A 16,623-nucleotide genomic window follows, 5' to 3' on the forward strand; every position below is an offset into this window, starting at 1 on the left:
ATCGCCCCGCACCGTCCGACCGCCTACCGTGGGCCCCCATGGACCCCCGTAACGCCTGGCAGGCCCTCACCCGGCGCCGCTTCCTCCGTAGTTCCTGGCCCTGGCGGGCCGCCGGTTACCTGGTCACCGGCGGGGTCCTCGGCGCCTTCGCCTGCCTCGTCCTCCTGGTGCTCGGGGTGTTCTCCCTGTTCCTCGTCGGGCTGCCGCTCCTCCTGCTCTCCGGCCTCGCCCTCGCCGGGACCGAGCGCCGTCGCCTCCGGCTCGTCGACCTCGACCCGGCCCCCGACCCGCACCGCGTCCCCGCCGCCCCCGGCCTCGCCGCCTGGCTGCGGCTCCGGGCGGGGGAGCAGGCGACCTGGCGCGAACTCGGCTACGCCCTGCTCCTCGCCACCGTCCTGTGGCCGCTCGACCTCCTCGCCCTCGCCGTCGGGACCGGCCTGCCGCTCGCCCTCCTCAGCGCCCCCGTCCAGCTGGCGGTGGACGGCCAGGAGGCCAAGGTCGTCAAGGCGTATCTGGTGACCTCCTACCCGGAGGCCTTCGCGGCGGCCCTCCTCGGCGCCCTCCTCCTGGTCGCCCTCTCCTATCCGCTCGCCGCCGTCGCCGGTGCCCGCGCCGCCCTCGCGCGGGCCCTCCTCTCGCCGCGCGAGAGCGGCCCCCAGCCCGGCATCGGCGAGGTCATCGCCTCCCGCGCCCGGCTCGTCGACGCCTTCGAGGCCGAGCGCCGCCGCATCGAGCGCGATCTGCACGACGGCGCCCAGCAACGCCTGGTCGCCCTCACCATGACCCTCGGGCTCGCCCGGCTCGACGCGCCGCCCGGCCCGCTCGCCGACCAGCTGGCGAAGGCGCACACGGAGGCCGGGCGGGCCCTGACCGAGCTGCGGGAACTCATCCACGGCATCCACCCCCAGGTCCTCGCCGACTACGGCCTCGGCGCGGCCCTCGCCGACGCCGCCGACCGGTCCGCCGTCCCCGTCGACACGGACGTCGACCTGCCCCGGCTGCCCGCCGCCGTCGAGAGTGCGGGCTACTTCGCCGGCTGCGAGGCCCTCGCCAACGTCGCCCGGCACAGCGGGGCCCGGCGGGCCCGGCTCACCGCGCGGGTCGCGGACGGGGTGCTGCGCCTGGACGTGGAGGACGACGGGCAGGGCGGCGCCGACCCGGCGGGGGGCTCCGGGCTCACGGGACTGGCCGACCGGCTCGCGGTCCTCGATGGCAGACTGACGATCATGAGCCCGCCGGGCGGGCCGACCCTCCTCCGAGCGGAGATCCCGTGCCGATCGCTGTCCGAAAGCTCCGTGTCGTCCTCGCCGAGGACAGCGTCCTCCTCAGGGAGGGGCTGATCGGGCTGCTGGCCCGTTTCGGCCACGAGGTCGTCGCCGCCGTCGGGGACGCCGACGCCCTGCGCGAGGCGGTCGCCGCCCACGACCCGGACGTGGTCGTGACCGACGTCCGGATGCCGCCCGGGTTCCAGGACGAGGGGCTGCGCGCCGCCGTCGCGCTCCGGTCCGAGCGGCCCGGCCTGCCGGTCCTGGTGCTCAGCCAGTACGTGCAGCGCAGCTACGCCGCCGACCTCCTCGACACGGGCGACGGCACCGGCGTCGGCTATCTCCTCAAGGACCGGGTGGGGCAGGTGGAGGAGTTCGAGGACGCCCTGCTGCGGGTCGCCGCCGGAGGCACGGTCGTCGACCCCGAGGTCGTACGGCAGCTGCTGCGGCGGCACCGCGACCCGCTGGAGGCCCTCACCCCGCGCGAGCGCGAGGTCCTCGGCCTGGTCGCGGAGGGGCACTCCAACGCGGAGGTCGCCCGGCGTCTGGTGGTGAGCGAGGCCGCCGTCGGCAAGCACATCGGCAACATCCTCGCGAAGCTGGACCTGCCGCCGGCCGAGGACACCCACCGCCGGGTCCTGGCCGTCCTGACGTATCTCAGGGCGTAGCGGGACCGTCCGTACGGGCTCAGCGGCGCGGCACGTACGGGCTCAGCGGCGCAGGAGGTACGGGCACGAAAAAGCCCCCCGCTTCCGCGAGGGGCTTTCTCCGTCTGTGCGCCGCCAGGGACTCGAACCCCGGACCCGCTGATTAAGAGTCAGCTGCTCTAACCAACTGAGCTAGCGGCGCCTGCTGACAGAGAAAATACTACCCGGTCCCGCGGGGTGCTCGTGACCACCCCGCGGGAGGGTGGTCAGATCGCCAGCGCCATGACCACCGGAGCGGCCTTGCGGTTCAGCGTGTCGGCCGCCGCGCGCAGCCGGTGGGCGTGCTCGATCGGCAGGGAGAGCGCCAGGCAGCCCACGGCGGAGCCCGCCGTCAGCGGGACGGCGGCGCAGACGGTGCCCACCGCGTACTCCTGGAGGTCGAGCACCGGGACGGTCGCGGGCTGGCTGTCCAGCTTGGAGAAGAGGATCCGCTCGCTGGTGATCGTCCGGGAGGTCAGCCGGGCGATCTTGTGCCGCGAGAGGTGGTCGCGGCGGCCGTTCTGGTCGAGCTGGGTGAGCAGGCACTTGCCGACCGCGCTGGCGTGCGCCGCCGAGCGGAAGTCCACCCACTCGTTGACCTTGGGCGTGCGCGGGCCGTCGGCGAACTGGGTGATCTTCACCTCGCCGTCGATGTACCGGCTGATGTAGACGGCCGCGCCGACGGAGTCGCGCAGTTCGGTCAGGGTCTCCTGGAGCTTCGCCTCCAGGGCCTCGCGGCGGGTCATGCCGGATCCGAGAAGGACGAGGGAGTCCCCGATCACGTAGGCGCCGTCGGCGACCTGCTCGACGTAGCCCTCGCGGCGGAGCATGAGGAGCAGCGACGAGAGGTGGGCGACGGGCAGGCCGGATTCGCGCGCGATCTGGACGTCCGTCACACCGCCACCGTGCCGTGAGATCGTCTCGAGGACGCGCAAGGCGTATTGCACCGAGTGGAACGGCGCGGTGGGCTCGGGCTTCAGCGCCACGGTTTCCCCCTACCAGGTTGTGACCGCAAGCTTTCGTACCACGATAGCCGCCAAGCACCGTTTACGGGGCGGCTGTTGGCGAGAATGATGCGGAGCATCCGGGCCCTGTGCTGGGGCTCGCTACTCTGGCATATGCCAAGGTCAAGAGTCTCGCGCAGAGTCTCAGGTCAGAGCCGTGCGCGGAGGCGCTCGCGCACACGTTCGCCCCGTGTGGGGCGGGAGATTTTTTACGGGGAAGCGGACGCGGCCGCACCCTCACCGGTGGCCGAGAACCGCCGGAATAAACGGAGCCACCCTCCTGTTGTCGCCTTGTCGAAGCCGATCCACAGGTCCGGGCGCCGTTCCGGGAGCCGGTCGGAGAGTCCGTACGTGTGCCGAGGAGGGTCCCGAAGGTGACCGACGCTATTCGAGGAGAGGTGCGGGGCTCCGCGCCCGTACCGCTGTCCGTGCTGGACCTGGTGACCGTCGGCAGCGGCAGGACCGCGACCCAGGCGCTCGCCACCAGCGTCGAGCTGAGCCGGCTCGCCGAACGGCGCGGCTTCCACCGGCACTGGGTGGCCGAGCACCACTCCATGCCCGGGGTCGCCTCCTCCTCCCCGGCGGTGATCCTCGCCCACCTCGCCGCCCACACCCGGCGCATCCGCCTCGGCTCGGGCGGCGTCATGCTGCCCAACCACGCCCCGCTCGTCATCGCCGAGCAGTTCGGCACCCTGGAGGCCTTCGCGCCGGGCCGGATCGACCTCGGCCTCGGCCGTGCCCCCGGCACGGACGGCGCCACGGCGGCCGCCCTGCGGCGGTCCGACACCCTCAACGAAGGGGCCGACGACTTCCCCGAGCAGCTCGCCGAGCTGACCCGGTTCCTGGACGACGACTTCCCCGACGGCCACCGGTACGCCCGCATCCACGCGGTCCCCGGCCCGGTGCAGGGCCCGAAGGGGCGCCCGCCGGTCTGGCTGCTCGGCTCCTCCGGCTTCAGCGCGCGGCTCGCCGGCCTGCTCGGCCTGCCCTTCGCCTTCGCCCATCACTTCTCGGCCAGGAACACGATTCCGGCGCTCGACCTCTACCGGGACTCCTTCCGGCCCTCGGGCGTCCTCGACGCCCCCTACGCGATGATCGGCGTCTCGGCGCTCGCCGCCGACGAGGCGGCCTCGGCCCGCCGGGAGGTCCTCGCCGGCGCACTCGCGATGCTGCGGCTGCGCACCGGCCGCCCGGGTCTCGTGCCGACGCCCGAGGAGGCGGAGGCGTACGGATTCAGCCCGGCCGAGCGGGAGTTCGTGGACGGCTGGCTGGCGAACGTCGTGTACGGCACGCCGGACGAGGTCCGCACCGGCCTGGACGACCTGCGCAAGCGCACGGGCGCCGACGAGCTGATGATCACGGCGAACGGCCACGGCGGCGAGGCCCGGCTGCGCAGCTACGAACTGATCGCGGACGCGTACGAACTCCCGGAGCTGCCGGAGGAGTAGAGCCGCCGGGACCGCCGGGTCCCACGGGGCGGATGGGGTCCGCGAGGCCCGGGCGCACGCGTCGGTCCGAACCGGCGGGACGCGTTCCGCGCCGGGGGCGGCCAGGTAAAAACCCCGATTCCCAGGGGCGGTTGGTTCATCCTCGAACCACCCCCGCCCCACCCATAAGCAAACCTTAAACCGCTCGTCACCGATGGTGGCGGGCGGTTCCGTTTTGTGCTGCACGCCTCTGACAAGGCCTTTCTTCCTCCAATTGGTCTAGTCCTCAATCTGGTTCAGACCATTGACGCACTGTTCACGCGCCGGTTATCACTGCTCCAGCTCCTGTACGGCACCACCCCCGCACTCCCCCCATGGAGGCCGCACGTGCACCCCCGTAAGCCATTGATCGCCGCGCTGCTCAGCACGGCCCTCGCCGCCGGCGCGCTTGCCGCGACCGTCGGCCTCGGCTCCGCCCAGGCGGCCGACACGACGACCACTGCCTCTGCGGGCAACGTGCGCATCGCGTACTACGACCAGTGGAGCGTCTACGGCAACGCGTTCTACCCCAAGCACCTCGACACCCGGGGCATCGCGGGCCAGCTGGACGTCATCAACTACTCGTTCGGCAACATTCACCCCACCAACCTCACCTGTTTCGAGGCCAACAAGGCCGCCGGTGACGACAACAACCCCAACGCGGGTGACGGTGCGGGCGACTCGTACGCCGACTACCAGAAGTCCTTCAGCGCGGCGGACAGCGTCGACGGCGTCGCCGACAAGTGGGACCAGCCGATCGTGGGCGTCTTCAACCAGTTCAAGGAACTGAAGGCGAAGTACCCGAACCTGAAGATCAACATCTCGCTCGGCGGCTGGACGTACTCCAAGTACTTCAGCGACGCGGCGAAGACGGACGCGAGCCGCAAGAAGCTCGTCTCCTCCTGCGTCGACCAGTACATCAAGGGCAACCTGCCCGTCGAGGGCGGCTACGGCGGCCCCGGCACCGCGGCCGGCATCTTCGACGGCATCGACATCGACTGGGAGTACCCCGGCTCCTCCGGCGGCCACCTGGGCAACCACTACGCCCCCGAGGACAAGCAGAACTTCACGCTGCTCCTCGCCGAGTTCCGCAAGCAGCTCGACGAGTACGGCACCGCCAACGGCGGCAAGAAGTACCTGCTCACCGCGGCCCTCCCGGCCGGCCAGGACAAGATCAAGTACATCGAGACGGACAAGATCGGCGCGTACCTCGACTACGCGAACATCATGACGTACGACATGCACGGCGCCTGGGACGGCGACGGGCCGACGTACCACCAGTCCCCGCTGTACTCGGGTACGAACGACCCGACCGACGTCATCGCGCCGGGCACCGAGAAGTACTCGATCGACAACGCGATCGACTCCTGGATCGACGGCAAGCCCGCCTACGGCATCGCCGGCGGCTTCCCCGCCAACAAGCTGACCCTGGGCTACGAGTTCTACTACCGCGGCTGGAAGGGCGTCCCCGCCGGGACCGCCAACGGCCTCGCGCAGCCCGCGACCGGCGGCTCCAACGTCCGCCCGCTCAGCCAGCAGGCCGGCATCGCGCACTACAAGGAGCTCGGCGGCATCGTCGACAACGCCGCGACCACCTTCTGGGACGAGCAGGCGAAGTCCTCGTACTTCTACAAGGACGGCGAGTTCTTCACCGGCCTGAACCAGAAGTCCATCCAGGCCCGGGTGGACTACGGCAAGCAGCGCGGTCTGGCCGGCGCGATGATGTACTCGCTCCTCGGCCTGGACGACAACGCCACCCTGCTGACCCAGATCAACACCGCGCTCGGCGGCACCACCACCCCGCCGACCACGACGCCGCCGACCACCACCCCGCCGACGACGCCCCCGACCACCCCGCCCACCACGCCGCCCACCACCCCGCCGACGACGCCGCCCACGGGCAGCTGCACCGCCCCGGCGTACGTGGCCGGCACGGTCTACAACAGCGGCAACCTCGTCTCCCACAAGGGCCACACCTGGAAGGCCCAGTGGTGGACCCAGAACGAGGAGCCGGGCACGACCGGCGAGTGGGGCGTCTGGAAGGACCAGGGCGCCTGCTGAGGCCCTGACCCGCTGACCCCCTCATGAACCACTGCCCCCGCCCGGAATGTCCCTCCGGCCGGGGGCAGTCCCATGCCCGGACACCCGCACGGGGGACCACGCCGCGCCCGCCCCGGGCTCGGCCTCACGCGCGCCGCGCCCCGCCGCGGGCCCGGCCTCACACCGGCAGCGGCTCCGTGCCGATCAGTTCCGCGATGCGGTCCGGGGTCACCGCCCGTGAGTACAGCCAGCCCTGCCCCGTGTCGCAGCCGATCCTGCGCAGCCGGCTCGCCTGCCCGGAGGTCTCCACGCACTCGGCGGTGACGGTGAGCCCCAGCCGGTGCGCGAGCTGCACCAGCGCCTCGACGATCAGCTCGTCCGCCGGGTTGGCGTGCTCCTCGTCCTGGAAGCCGCGGACGAAGGAACCGTCCAGCTTGAGCACCGAGACCGGCAGCCGGCTCAGATAGGCCAGGTTCGAGTAGCCGGTGCCGAAGTCGTCGATCGCGATCCGCACCCCCATGTCGCTCAGCGCCTGGAGCGCCTGGAGCGGCCGTCCCGCCGAACCCATCACGGCGGATTCGGTCAGCTCCAGCTGGAGGAGGTGCGGGGCGAGACCGGTCTCGGCGAGGATCCCGGCCACGTCCGCGACCAGGTCGGAGTCCCAGACCTGACGGACCGCCACGTTGACGCTCACGAAGATCGGGCGCTCGCGCGGATGGTCCTTCTGCCACTGCCGGGCCTGACGGCAGGCGGTGTTCAGGACCCACCGGCCGAGCTCCACGATGGAGCCGTCCTCCTCGGCGATGGCGACGAACCGATTCGGCGGGAGCGTGCCGAACTGCGGGTGGTTCCAGCGCACCAGCGCCTCCACCCCGCGCACCGCCCCGTCCGCCATGTCCACGAGCGGCTGGTACTCCAGGGCGAACTCCCCGCGCTCCACGGCCGGCCGGAGGGTGGAGGAGAGCGCCTGCCGGGTCATCCGGTGCGCGTTGCGCTCCGGGTCGAAGAGGGTCCAGCGGGCCTTGCCGTCGGCCTTCGCCCAGTACAGCGTGGTGTCGGCGGCCTGCATCAGGGCGGTCGCCGTCGTGCCGTACCCGGAGCGCTCGACCACACCGATCGAGGCGGAGACCGAGAGCCGCTGACCGCCCAGGTCGAAGGGCTGCTGGAGCGCGGTGAGCACCGAGCGCGCCAGATCGGCGAGTTGTTCCGTGCCGGTGGAGTCCTCGACCAGGATCGCGAACTCGTCGCCGCCGAGCCGCGCCACGAGATGGCCGCCGCTGCGGGTGTAGCCGTCGCTGTCCGCGCACTCCGTCAGCCGGGCGGCGACGGCGGCGAGGAGCCGGTCCCCGACCCGGTGGCCGAGGGTGTCGTTGACCGCCTTGAAGCCGTCCAGATCGAGGTAGCAGAGACCGATCCGCCCTGTTCTGCCATACCTGTACGACTCGTAGGACGAACGGAGCGGCCCCCGGGGATCCCCCGCGCGTCCGGCCGTTCCGGAGCCCTGGACGCCCTCGGTGTACGGGGCTTCCTCGGCGTACGGAGTGTCCCCGGCGTCCTGGGCCGAGGCCTCCAGGGCGGCCGAGAGGCGCTCGAAGAACAGCGCGCGGTTGGGCAGCCGGGTCACCGGGTCGTGCATCTGGAGATGGCGCAGCCGTGCCTGGAGTTCGCGCCGGTCGCTGATGTCCGCGATCGACAGCAGCACGCGCCGGCTGTCGGGCACGGGCGCGACGGTGACCTCGGCCCAGAGCGAGCGCCCGTCGGCGTGCTTGAGGCGGCGGGTGCAGCGGAAGCGGGAGCGTCGGCCGCGCAGCACCTCGCGGTACGCGTGCCAGGTGCGCCCGTCGGAGGCGAGGTCGACGAGGTCGGCGGCGGCCTGGCGGCGCAGCGCCCCGGGGTCGGCGCCGAGGAGGGAGCCGAAGGAGTCGTTGGCCGAGACGACCACGCCGTCCTGGTCGACGACGGCCATGGCGAGCTGGGCGACCCGGAAGGCGGCGCCGTAGTCGCGGAGTTCGGCGGCGCGCCGCTCGGCGGGGGCCTCGGGGTGACGGTCGGCGGCGGGTCCGGCGCGACGGTCCTCAAGGGGTCCGGGGTGACGCTCCGTGAGTACGGGATGCGTCGTGTGCGTCTCCGGCGGCTCTGGGTGCACCGGTCCTTCGGGGGTTCCGCTCACCGCTCGCTCCCGTAGTGCAGTCGGGCCGGTCACATGTGGTCGGGACGGTCGGCCAAGGAAGAGTGAGCCGATCATAGAGCCAGCGCGGGGGAGCCTTCCAGCTCCGGGGGGCTCTCGGGGGGCGTGCGGAGCTGTGGGGCCGATCACCGTGAGACTCCGTGCGATCGTTTCTGCGCGGGTCTGACGCGGGTCGTTGAGGTAGTGACCGAATGTGACATTCCGTGAGGCGAAGCGCGCTCGTGTCGCGTCGACCCCGTGGCGCCCTCTCACCCGACCGGGGCAGTGGAAACGTGCGAAACACCGCAAACCATCACAAGGTGGGTGAGGTGTCCCGCATTCCCGAACCGGAGGTCCACGTGAGGGGTCAGCAGCCACCCGGGGGAGTGGAACGCTCGCGGCTGCGTGCCGGGGCCGCGGCCTTCACCTCGCTCGCCGCCCTGGCCGCCACCGGCCTCGTCGCAGGACCGGCCGTCGGCGCCCCGGCGCCGAACCCCTGCGCCCTGCCCCGCACGGCGGCCCATCACTCACTCGGCCTCGACACCTGGAACAGGTCGTACCCGCGACCCGACCGCACCCTCGACGCCGTCATGATCTTCCTGTCCTTCCCGGACGCCGAGCCCCTCACCCGGCCGGCCGAACTGGCCGCCGACCACTTCCCGGCCACCAGCGAGTACTTCAGCCGTGCCTCCTACGGGCGGTTCACCCTGCGCGCGCACCCGCAGCCGACCTGGACCCCGATGCCGAAGGAGTCCGGCGCGTACGACATACGGCGTGACTGGGACGCCGGGCAGCGCGCCGCCTATCTGCGCGACGCCATCGCCGCAGCCGACGCGGACGTCGACTTCTCCCGGTACGACATCGTCTACCTGGTCGCCGACCCGGACGCGCCCGGTGTGGACTCCGACGCGACCAAGGTCGTCAACCTCGAACGCCCGCTGGAGGCCGACGGCACCGAGATCAAGCGGGTCGTCACCGTCTTCGAGCGGCACCCGCCCGACCGCAACGTCCTCGCCCACGAGACCGGCCACGTCTTCGACCTGCCCGACCTCTACCACCGCCCGGAGGACGGCAAGGGCGACTGGGACACCCATGTGGGTGACTGGGACGTCATGGGCAGCCAGTTCGGGCTGTCGCCGGACCTCTTCGGCTGGCACAAGTGGAAGCTCGGCTGGCTCTCCCGCGCCCAGGTGACCTGCGTGCAGGGGACCGCCCCCCGGATGGTCACCCTGGAGCCGACCGACGCCCCGGCGACGGCCGGCGGCAGCCTCGGCACCCGGCTCGCGGTGGTCCGCACCGGCCCCGACAGCGCCCTCGCCGTCGAGGCCCGGAGCGATGCCGGGAGTGACGCCGACACCTGTACCCAGGGCGTCCTCGTCTACCGGATCCGGAGCCGCGCGGCCTCCGGCGACGGCCCGGTCGAGGTGGTCGACGCGCACCCGCGCACCGAGGCGTGCTGGGAGCGCTCGGTCTATCCGCCGCTCGCGGACGCCCCGCTCGAAGAGGGCGAGACGCTGACCGTGCCCGGTACGGGGGTACGGGTCGAGGTCACGGACCGCACGGAGTCGGGCGCCTGGACGGTGCGGATCACGCCGCCCGCCGTGGACTGAGCCCCGGCGGCCCGTCCCGCCCGGCCCGGGACACGAAGAAGCCCCCCGCTTCCGCGAGGGGCTTCTTCTGTCTGTGCGCCGCCAGGGACTCGAACCCCGGACCCGCTGATTAAGAGTCAGCTGCTCTAACCAACTGAGCTAGCGGCGCCTGCTGACGTCGTAGACATTAGCATCCGGATCGGCGGGAGGAAAAATCGATACCCGCACGTCGGCGGCGGAGTACGTCCGGACGGCCCGCACGCAGGCCCAGAGCACGACCTCGGGCCCCGGCAGCCACGGGCTCCGGGTGTCGGGGGCCACCACCCAGCGGGGGCCGGACGTGCCCGACGGCACGAGCGGCGGCACGGTGACCGCGTCCCCGACGCCGTGACAGAGCGGCCGGGGGACCCGCTCGCCCCACTCCTCCCAGTCGAGGAGCGCGGGCAGCCGCTGGGCCGTCCCCGGCGCGGTGAAGAGCATCATCCGGCCCCGGTGGACGGCGACCGGCCCCGATCCCGGGCCCTCCTCCCACAACCGGTCCAGCATCCGGCGGCCGAAGACCGGGTCGACGTTGACGACGTCGAAGACCCGGCCGCAGGGCAGCGCCGCCGGCGAGTCCGGCCGGGCCTCCCAGCGGGTGAGCGCGGCCTCGCGGTCCCCCGTGGCGGAGGTCAGCCAGGCGGCCCCGTCGGCGGTCACCCGGGCCGTCTGGTGCCGCCCCTCGTCGCCCTCCCGGAGGAACCGGAAGATGTCGTGCGGGGTCTCGTCGCGCAGCCACGTCGTCATGACTCCAGATGTACCGGGAGTGACAACGCGGTAGCCGAGTGTTCGCGGAATCCCGGACAGGAGGGGAGGCCGAGGAGTATCGTGCCCCCTCGGCATATGCCAGGCGGCGATTCCAGGCCACGCGGAGGCACTTCAAGCCGCCCCGAGGCCCACCCGAGCCCCCGGCCGCCCCGGATCAGTCCTCCGCCGGGCGCCCGTTCGCTCTGATCAGGTCGCGGCCGAACTCGATCATCTTCAGCGCGTAGTCCTCGGTCCACTGCGCCCGCTCGGCCACGTCCGCCGTCGTCAGCCGGTCGAACCGGCGCGGGTCCGCCAGCTGCGCCGCCGCGATGGCCTGGAACTCGGTCGCCCGGTCCGTCGCCGCGCGGAACGCCAGCGTCAGTTCCGTCGCGCGGGACAGCAGCTCCCTCGGGTCCTCCAGCGACTCCAGGTCGAAGAAGTGCTCCGGGTCGGCGGTCGCCTCGGCAGGCTCGAAGATCAGCGGTGCCGGCCTGAGCCGCCGCTGTCCGCTCCGTTCCGCGGGTTCCGCCATCGTTCTTCTCCTCCTCGCACAGGCACGGCCCGGAATCCCGGGCCGTCTTCCATTGTCCCGCGCCCCGCAAGAGCGCGAACCCTTCCGCGTACGCCCCCGGTGTCCCCCGAGCCCCGGTTTGAGCCCAGCCGACGACGACGGCGGGGCGCGGGCCGGGCCCGGGCGGGCGACGGGTCACGGCGTCCAGCTCACCCGGTGCTTCTCCAGGTGGGACAGGACCGCGTGGTTCGCCTCCCAGCCGTCGGGGAACGACACCGCGACCCCGAGCTGCACCGGCTCCGTCGACGGGTGCGCGTCGAGCAGGTCCGCCACGCCCGCCCGGCAGACCACCACGCAGGCGTGCCGGTGCCGGGACGCGAGGACGCACAGCCGCCCCGTCTCCAGGTGGAAGGCGGTCGCGTCCGGCCGCCCGGACAGCGGGTGCAGGACGACCGTCACGTCGTACTCGCGCCCCTGGAGCCGGTTCGCGGTGTCCACCGTCACACCCGTCACGCCCAGCCCCGCGAGCGCCGCCCGGACCGCCGCCGCCTGGTCGCGGTGGGCGGTGCCGACCGCGATCCGGTCCGGCGTCAGCGGGACGGCGGCCTCCGAGCGCTCCGAGACCGCCGCGCCCTCCCGGTCCAGGAGCCGGCGCACCACCAGCGCGACCGCGCCGACCGCCTCCGGGTCGGTGCGCGGGGTGTGCGCGGCGGGCAGTTCGAGCAGGCCCCAGCCGGACTCCGCCGCCTCGTCGAGGACCCGGTCCGGGCCCGAACCGTCCGACGCCACCCCGAACGACAGCGTCCGGTCCCCGTGCCCGGTGCCGCTGCGGAACGGCGTGAACGGGTAGAAGGCGTCCGAGACCAGCGGCGCCGCAGAGGCGGGCAGCCGCCAGGACACCGGCAGCCGGTGCTGCGGCAGCTCCGGGTTGTGCGCGAGCAGGGTCGCGACCGCGCTCGCCGAAGGGTCGTACGACAGCCCCGCCCACTGCTCCGCGCCCACCACCGAGAACGGGTCCAGCTGCCCGGGGTCGCCCACGAACAGCGCCCGCTCGAAGAGGCCCGCCACCGCGAGCAGCGCGTCCGAACGCATCTGGTACGCCTCGTCGACGATCGCGTGCGCCCAGGGCTCGACGTTCTTCACGTGCCCCCACTTGGCGGACGTGGACAGCACGACCGGCAGCCCGGCCAGCTCACCGGCCTTCGCCGACTTCCGTACGTTCTCCAGATCGTCGAGCGCCTTGTCGTACGGGTCGGAGTCGTTCGAGTGCAGCCGGCCCACCTCCAGGTCAGGCTCCTTCTCGGCGAGCCGCAGCACCAGGTCGTCCACCTGCGCGTTCGTCTGCGCGACCACCATCAGGGGGCGTCCGGCGGCGGCCAGTTCGAGGGCGGCCCGGACGACCAGGGTCGACTTCCCCGCCCCGGGCGGGGAGTCCACCACGACACCGCGCGCGGTGCCGTGCAGGGTGTCCGCCAGGATGCCGGCCGTCGCCCGGCCGGCCTCCGCCGAGGGGTCGAAGGGTTCGGGACTCACAGCACGTCCTCCGGGGTCACGGCGTCGGGCAGTTCCACGGCGTCGGTCCGGGGCGGACCGCCGTGCGTCCAGGGGGTCTCCTCCGCGTCCGGGAGCTGCGGTCCGACCCGCTGGTCGTGCTCGAACAGCGTCCAGGAGATCCGCTCGCCCTTCTCCGGCACCGAGCCCGGCGCCGGCTCCTTCGCACGGCCCATCCGGTCGAGGAGACGCAGCAGCAGCGCCCCGTCCTCCTCGTACCGCACGAACTCCGCCGCCTGCGGCTTCCCGTCGAGCGAGCGGTACACCTTCACCGACTCGCCCAGGTGCGGCCGGTCCTCCGTGCGGACCGTGAGCAGCGGGCGCGGCGCGGGCCGCTTCGACTCCGTCCACGCCATCGTCACCTCGACCACCTCGGCCGCGAACGCCTCGCCCGCGAGCCGCCGCCCGGCGAGCACCAGCGGATCGTCGAGGGCCTCCTGCGCCTCCAGCTGGCCCTGCGCCTGCTCGCGGGCGGCGAGCTTCCGGGCCGCCGTCACGGCGTCGTCCCGGCGCGGCTGCGGCGGCTCACCGGCCGTGACCCGGTCCCGGTGGGCGGTGAAGGACCAGCGGTCGCGGGTCCAGCGGTCCTCGACCCTGGCGCCCTCCGGCAGCTCGCGCAGCAGGCCGACCGCCCGCCAGACCGCGTCCCAGGTGGGCTTCAGCTGGGAGACGACGAGCCGGCGCAGCTCCCGCTCGGCCGCGTGCAGCTCGCCGAGGCCGGTGTCGGCCGTCTCGCCGTCCTCGGCCGCGCCGAGCGCCTGCCGGGCCCGGTCGTACCGCTCGATCGCGGGCGCGAGCAGCCGGTTGTCGAAGGCGGGGTCGGTGGCGGGCCCGGCGGGCGGGCAGAGCAGCTGCCCCCGGGAGTCCCGGCCCGCCTCCGCCCGCAGCGCCGCCTCCGCGCCCGGTTCTCCGTCGTACGGATCGATCCAGGCGAGCAGCGCACCGAGGTGCTGATCCTCCAGGGAGGACTGCCCGGTCGCCCAGTGCCGGTTGAGCAGGTCGGTCGCCGACAGCAGCAGCGAGGAGCCGGGCACCCGGGCCCGGTCGCCGAAGTGCGTCAGCCAGCGCCCGAGCAGCGGGACGCGCGGCGGCGCGGGGAACGGCGTCTCCGGGTCCTGCTCGGCCGTCCGCCGGAACCGCGTCGACCGCCCCAGCAGCCGTACGTACTCGATGCCCGCCCGGCTCGGCACGATCAGCTGCGGCGCGTCGGCGCACAGCTCGACCTCGACCTTCACCTTCTTGCCGGTCTCGGGGTCGACCTCGCTCTTCTCCGCCGCCTCGACGACGTCCGCGAAGGAGTCGACGTACGGCAGGACCTCCTCGGCCAGATCGGCGAGGAACGCGAACCGCAGGTCACGGTCCCGGGGCTGCGACACCACCAGCAGCCTCGGCTCCTCGGGGTCGGTGCCGACGAGCGCGCCCAGCGGGGCGCCCGCCTCACCGGCCGTCGTCAGGGGGACGAGGACCAGCGGCCGCTCCGACAGCCGCCGGTGCCGGACGGTCGCGAGCGGCTGCGCCCGGCCCGACTCGACGGCCTCCATCCGGGCGAGCGTGGAGATCAGCGACATGCGAGGCCCTCCCGGGGCGCGGCACAGGAACAAGCGGCACAGGAACGAGCGGCACAGGAACGAGGGGTCAGCACGGGCACTCGGAGACCTCCCGGGGCGCCCGGGCGGGCGCCGACGCCAGCGCCTCCTGCCGCAGCGCCCGCGCCCTGCGCAGCGCCGCCACCGCCGGGTCCTCCGGGTCGCCCTCCTCGCCGCGCGCCGCCGCGAGGACCGCGCCGACCGTCGTCAGACCGCCCAGCTCACCCCGTACCGAACGGCCCAGGGTCTCCACCGCGCCCGCCTCCCGCGACCGCGACCGGCAGTGGAAGGCCAGCTCGCAGGCGGCCAGGCACTCCGGCGCGTACTGGTGGGGCACCGACTCCACGGCCGCCGTCAGTTCCTCCGCCGAGCGTTCCGCCACGTCGAAGCTGGTGCCCTCGGGAAGCGCGTCCGCGATCTCGTCGATCCGGGTCAGCCGGGCCAGCTGGCGCCGGGTGACCGAGCGCTGCTTGCGCACGTCGACGACCGAGGCCGTCGGCACGTTCGAGAAGTCCTTCGGGCAGACCAGGAGCACCGACTGCGCCACCCGCGCGCCCTCGGTCCTGGCCGCCACCCCCTCCAGGGCCAGCACGTACACGGCGGCCTGCCGGGCCGCCGCGCCCACCTTCGACGCGTCCGCCGCGCCGTCGACCATGGGGAACGACTTGATCTCCACGACCGTCCACCCGCCGTCGGGGCGGACCACCACCGCGTCCGGCTCCAGGTACACCGGCGAGCCGGCGACCTCCAGGGCGAGCAGCGGGTGGTCGAGCAGCGTCCACGTCCCCGCGTCGGTCGCCTCCCGCAGCGCGAGCGCCGTCCTGGCGACCCGCCCCTCGGGTCCGGCCGCCGCGAGATCGGGCACGGACACCGCGCCCGGCTCCTCCACGCCGATCAGGCGCAGCAGCTCACGGCCGCCGTCCGCCTTGACCTTCGCCTCGAAGGAGTTGCCCCGGACGATCGCGAACTGCGACTGCCCGAACGGGGCGGGCGAGCCGAGCTTCGCGGCGAGCGCGGACTTGTCGACCCCGGCGCCGTCGAGCAGGGCCCGCCGCCGGCAGCCGGGGTTGGCGGCCAGCGCCGCGAGGGCCCGCGCGTCCAGCGGACGCGGTGGGGTGGCGGGACCGCGCAGCTCAGCGAGTTGTCGACGGGTGGTCCGCGAGGGTCGGGGCAGACCGCTGTCCAGGGATGCGCTCACCCGGGGAAGTCTCGCATCCGCCACTGACAACCGGGGGTGCTTCCGCTTCCCCGCGCAGCCGCCCGGCGAGCCGCAGCACGTACGGGGTCCCCAGCAGCCCGATGCCCATCACGGCGGCCCCGCCCACCGCGTCCAGCAGGTAGTGGTTGGCGGTCCCCATCACAACCAGGGCCGTGACCAGCGGATACGCCACTCCGAGGGCCTTCGCGAGCGGTGTGCGGCCGTACCGCCAGAGCATCACCCCGCACCACAGCGCCCAGCCGAAGTGGAGGCTCGGCATCGCCGCGTACTGGTTGGTCATCCCGCCGAGCCCGCGCGGCGCGCTGGCCTCGCCGCCCCACCAGCCGTACGCGCTGAACCGCGCCATGGTGTCCGTGAAGCCGTGCGCCGCGTCGAGCAGCCGGGGCGGGCAGGTGGGCAGCAGGGTGAAGCCGACGAGCCCGAGCAGGGTCGAGAGCATCAGCCAGGTGCGGGCGGCCCGGTAGTGCGCGGGGCGGCGGCGGTACAGCCACACCAGGATCGCCGGGGTCACCAGGTAGTGGAGGGAGGCGTACGCGAAGTCCGCCGGGACCCCGAGCGCGGGCACGTCCGTGAACAGCCGGTTCAGCGGGTGCTCGGCGTCGATCCCGAGCCGCTCCTCCAGGTGCAGGATCGCGAGCCCGTGGCCGACGGCCGCGTCCTCGTCGCCCCGGGCCAGCAGCCGTCCGGCGGAGTAGCCCGCGTACACGACGCCGACCGACGCCAACTCCACCCACCAGCGCGGCTTGCGCATAC

The 16,623-nt window shown here is 73.4% G+C and carries 13 protein-coding genes and 2 tRNA genes; 5 read left to right on the forward strand and 10 right to left on the reverse strand.

Annotated features, from left to right (window positions below):
* Positions 1–38 precede the first annotated feature (38 nt).
* Both ASD33_RS13840 and ASD33_RS13845 read left to right on the forward strand, forming a co-directional pair.
* Positions 39–1,340, forward strand: coding sequence for a sensor domain-containing protein (locus ASD33_RS13840; RefSeq protein WP_056558456.1), 1,302 nt, complete (start codon positions 39–41; stop codon positions 1,338–1,340).
* Complete coding sequence (locus tag ASD33_RS13845; RefSeq protein WP_056561355.1) at positions 1,277–1,933, forward strand: response regulator transcription factor; 657 nt, start codon at positions 1,277–1,279, stop codon at positions 1,931–1,933. Before ASD33_RS13840 ends, ASD33_RS13845 begins: the two co-directional genes overlap by 64 nt.
* 107 nt (positions 1,934–2,040) lie before the next feature.
* Here ASD33_RS13845 and ASD33_RS13850 read toward each other — a convergent pair.
* Positions 2,041–2,114, reverse strand: a tRNA-Lys gene (locus ASD33_RS13850).
* A 64-nt stretch (positions 2,115–2,178) separates the two neighbouring features.
* Complete coding sequence (locus ASD33_RS13855) at positions 2,179–2,937, reverse strand: IclR family transcriptional regulator C-terminal domain-containing protein (RefSeq protein WP_056558458.1); 759 nt, start codon at positions 2,935–2,937, stop codon at positions 2,179–2,181.
* A 392-nt stretch (positions 2,938–3,329) separates the two neighbouring features.
* Here ASD33_RS13855 and ASD33_RS13860 point away from each other — a divergent pair, with 392 nt between their 5' ends.
* Together ASD33_RS13860 and ASD33_RS13865 are read left to right on the forward strand one after the other, a co-directional pair.
* Complete coding sequence (locus ASD33_RS13860; protein WP_056558461.1) at positions 3,330–4,403, forward strand: LLM class flavin-dependent oxidoreductase; 1,074 nt, start codon at positions 3,330–3,332, stop codon at positions 4,401–4,403.
* Positions 4,404–4,769: 366 nt separating this feature from the next.
* Complete coding sequence (locus tag ASD33_RS13865) at positions 4,770–6,482, forward strand: glycosyl hydrolase family 18 protein (protein WP_056558463.1); 1,713 nt, start codon at positions 4,770–4,772, stop codon at positions 6,480–6,482.
* A 157-nt stretch (positions 6,483–6,639) separates the two neighbouring features.
* Here ASD33_RS13865 and ASD33_RS13870 read toward each other — a convergent pair whose 3' ends face one another.
* Positions 6,640–8,631, reverse strand: a complete 1,992-nt coding sequence (locus ASD33_RS13870) for an EAL domain-containing protein (RefSeq protein WP_056558466.1) — start codon at positions 8,629–8,631, stop codon at positions 6,640–6,642.
* A gap of 356 nt (positions 8,632–8,987) precedes the next feature.
* Between ASD33_RS13870 and ASD33_RS13875 the strand changes: the two genes are divergently transcribed.
* Positions 8,988–10,238, forward strand: coding sequence for a M6 family metalloprotease domain-containing protein (locus ASD33_RS13875; RefSeq protein WP_056561357.1), 1,251 nt, complete (start codon positions 8,988–8,990; stop codon positions 10,236–10,238).
* 74 nt (positions 10,239–10,312) lie between these two features.
* Here the strand turns inward: ASD33_RS13875 and ASD33_RS13880 are convergent.
* From ASD33_RS13880 to ASD33_RS13910, 7 genes are all read right to left on the reverse strand, one after another.
* A tRNA-Lys gene (locus ASD33_RS13880) sits at positions 10,313–10,386 on the reverse strand.
* Positions 10,377–11,003 (reverse strand): bifunctional DNA primase/polymerase, encoded by a 627-nt coding sequence (locus ASD33_RS33665; RefSeq protein ID WP_063991952.1) that lies wholly within the window; start codon positions 11,001–11,003, stop codon positions 10,377–10,379. Before ASD33_RS33665 ends, ASD33_RS13880 begins: the two co-directional genes overlap by 10 nt.
* A 175-nt stretch (positions 11,004–11,178) precedes the next feature.
* Entirely contained in the window at positions 11,179–11,535 is a 357-nt protein-coding gene (locus ASD33_RS13890) for a hypothetical protein (RefSeq protein WP_056558472.1), read from the reverse strand.
* Positions 11,536–11,709: 174 nt separating this feature from the next.
* A complete protein-coding gene (locus ASD33_RS13895) occupies positions 11,710–13,047 on the reverse strand; it encodes an AAA family ATPase (RefSeq protein WP_056558475.1) in 1,338 nt (445 codons plus the stop codon).
* Positions 13,044–14,633, reverse strand: a complete 1,590-nt coding sequence (locus ASD33_RS13900; protein ID WP_056558479.1) for a hypothetical protein — start codon at positions 14,631–14,633, stop codon at positions 13,044–13,046. Before ASD33_RS13900 ends, ASD33_RS13895 begins: the two co-directional genes overlap by 4 nt.
* Before the next feature lie 67 nt (positions 14,634–14,700).
* Positions 14,701–15,849, reverse strand: coding sequence for a hypothetical protein (locus ASD33_RS13905; protein WP_107103716.1), 1,149 nt, complete (start codon positions 15,847–15,849; stop codon positions 14,701–14,703).
* The gene (locus tag ASD33_RS13910) at positions 15,785–16,621 is read right to left on the reverse strand and encodes a phosphatase PAP2 family protein (RefSeq protein WP_056558486.1); all 837 of its coding nucleotides are present in this window, start codon (positions 16,619–16,621) and stop codon (positions 15,785–15,787) included. The genes ASD33_RS13905 and ASD33_RS13910 overlap by 65 nt, the downstream gene beginning before the upstream one ends.
* Positions 16,622–16,623: the final 2 nt, after the last annotated feature.

The organism is Streptomyces sp. Root1304 (assembly GCF_001426405.1).
Lineage (GTDB): Bacteria > Actinomycetota > Actinomycetes > Streptomycetales > Streptomycetaceae > Streptomyces.

Bases quoted from the DNA above. Each gene is read 5' to 3' on its own strand.
- ASD33_RS33665 (WP_063991952.1), bottom strand. From the start codon at position 11,003: ATGACGACGTGGCTGCGCGACGAGACCCCGCACGACATCTTCCGGTTC.
- ASD33_RS13910 (WP_056558486.1), bottom strand. From the start codon at position 16,621: ATGCGCAAGCCGCGCTGGTGGGTGGAGTTGGCGTCGGTCGGCGTCGTG.
- ASD33_RS13840 (WP_056558456.1), top strand. From the start codon at position 39: ATGGACCCCCGTAACGCCTGGCAGGCCCTCACCCGGCGCCGCTTCCTC.
- ASD33_RS13900 (WP_056558479.1), bottom strand. From the start codon at position 14,633: ATGTCGCTGATCTCCACGCTCGCCCGGATGGAGGCCGTCGAGTCGGGC.
- ASD33_RS13890 (WP_056558472.1), bottom strand. From the start codon at position 11,535: ATGGCGGAACCCGCGGAACGGAGCGGACAGCGGCGGCTCAGGCCGGCA.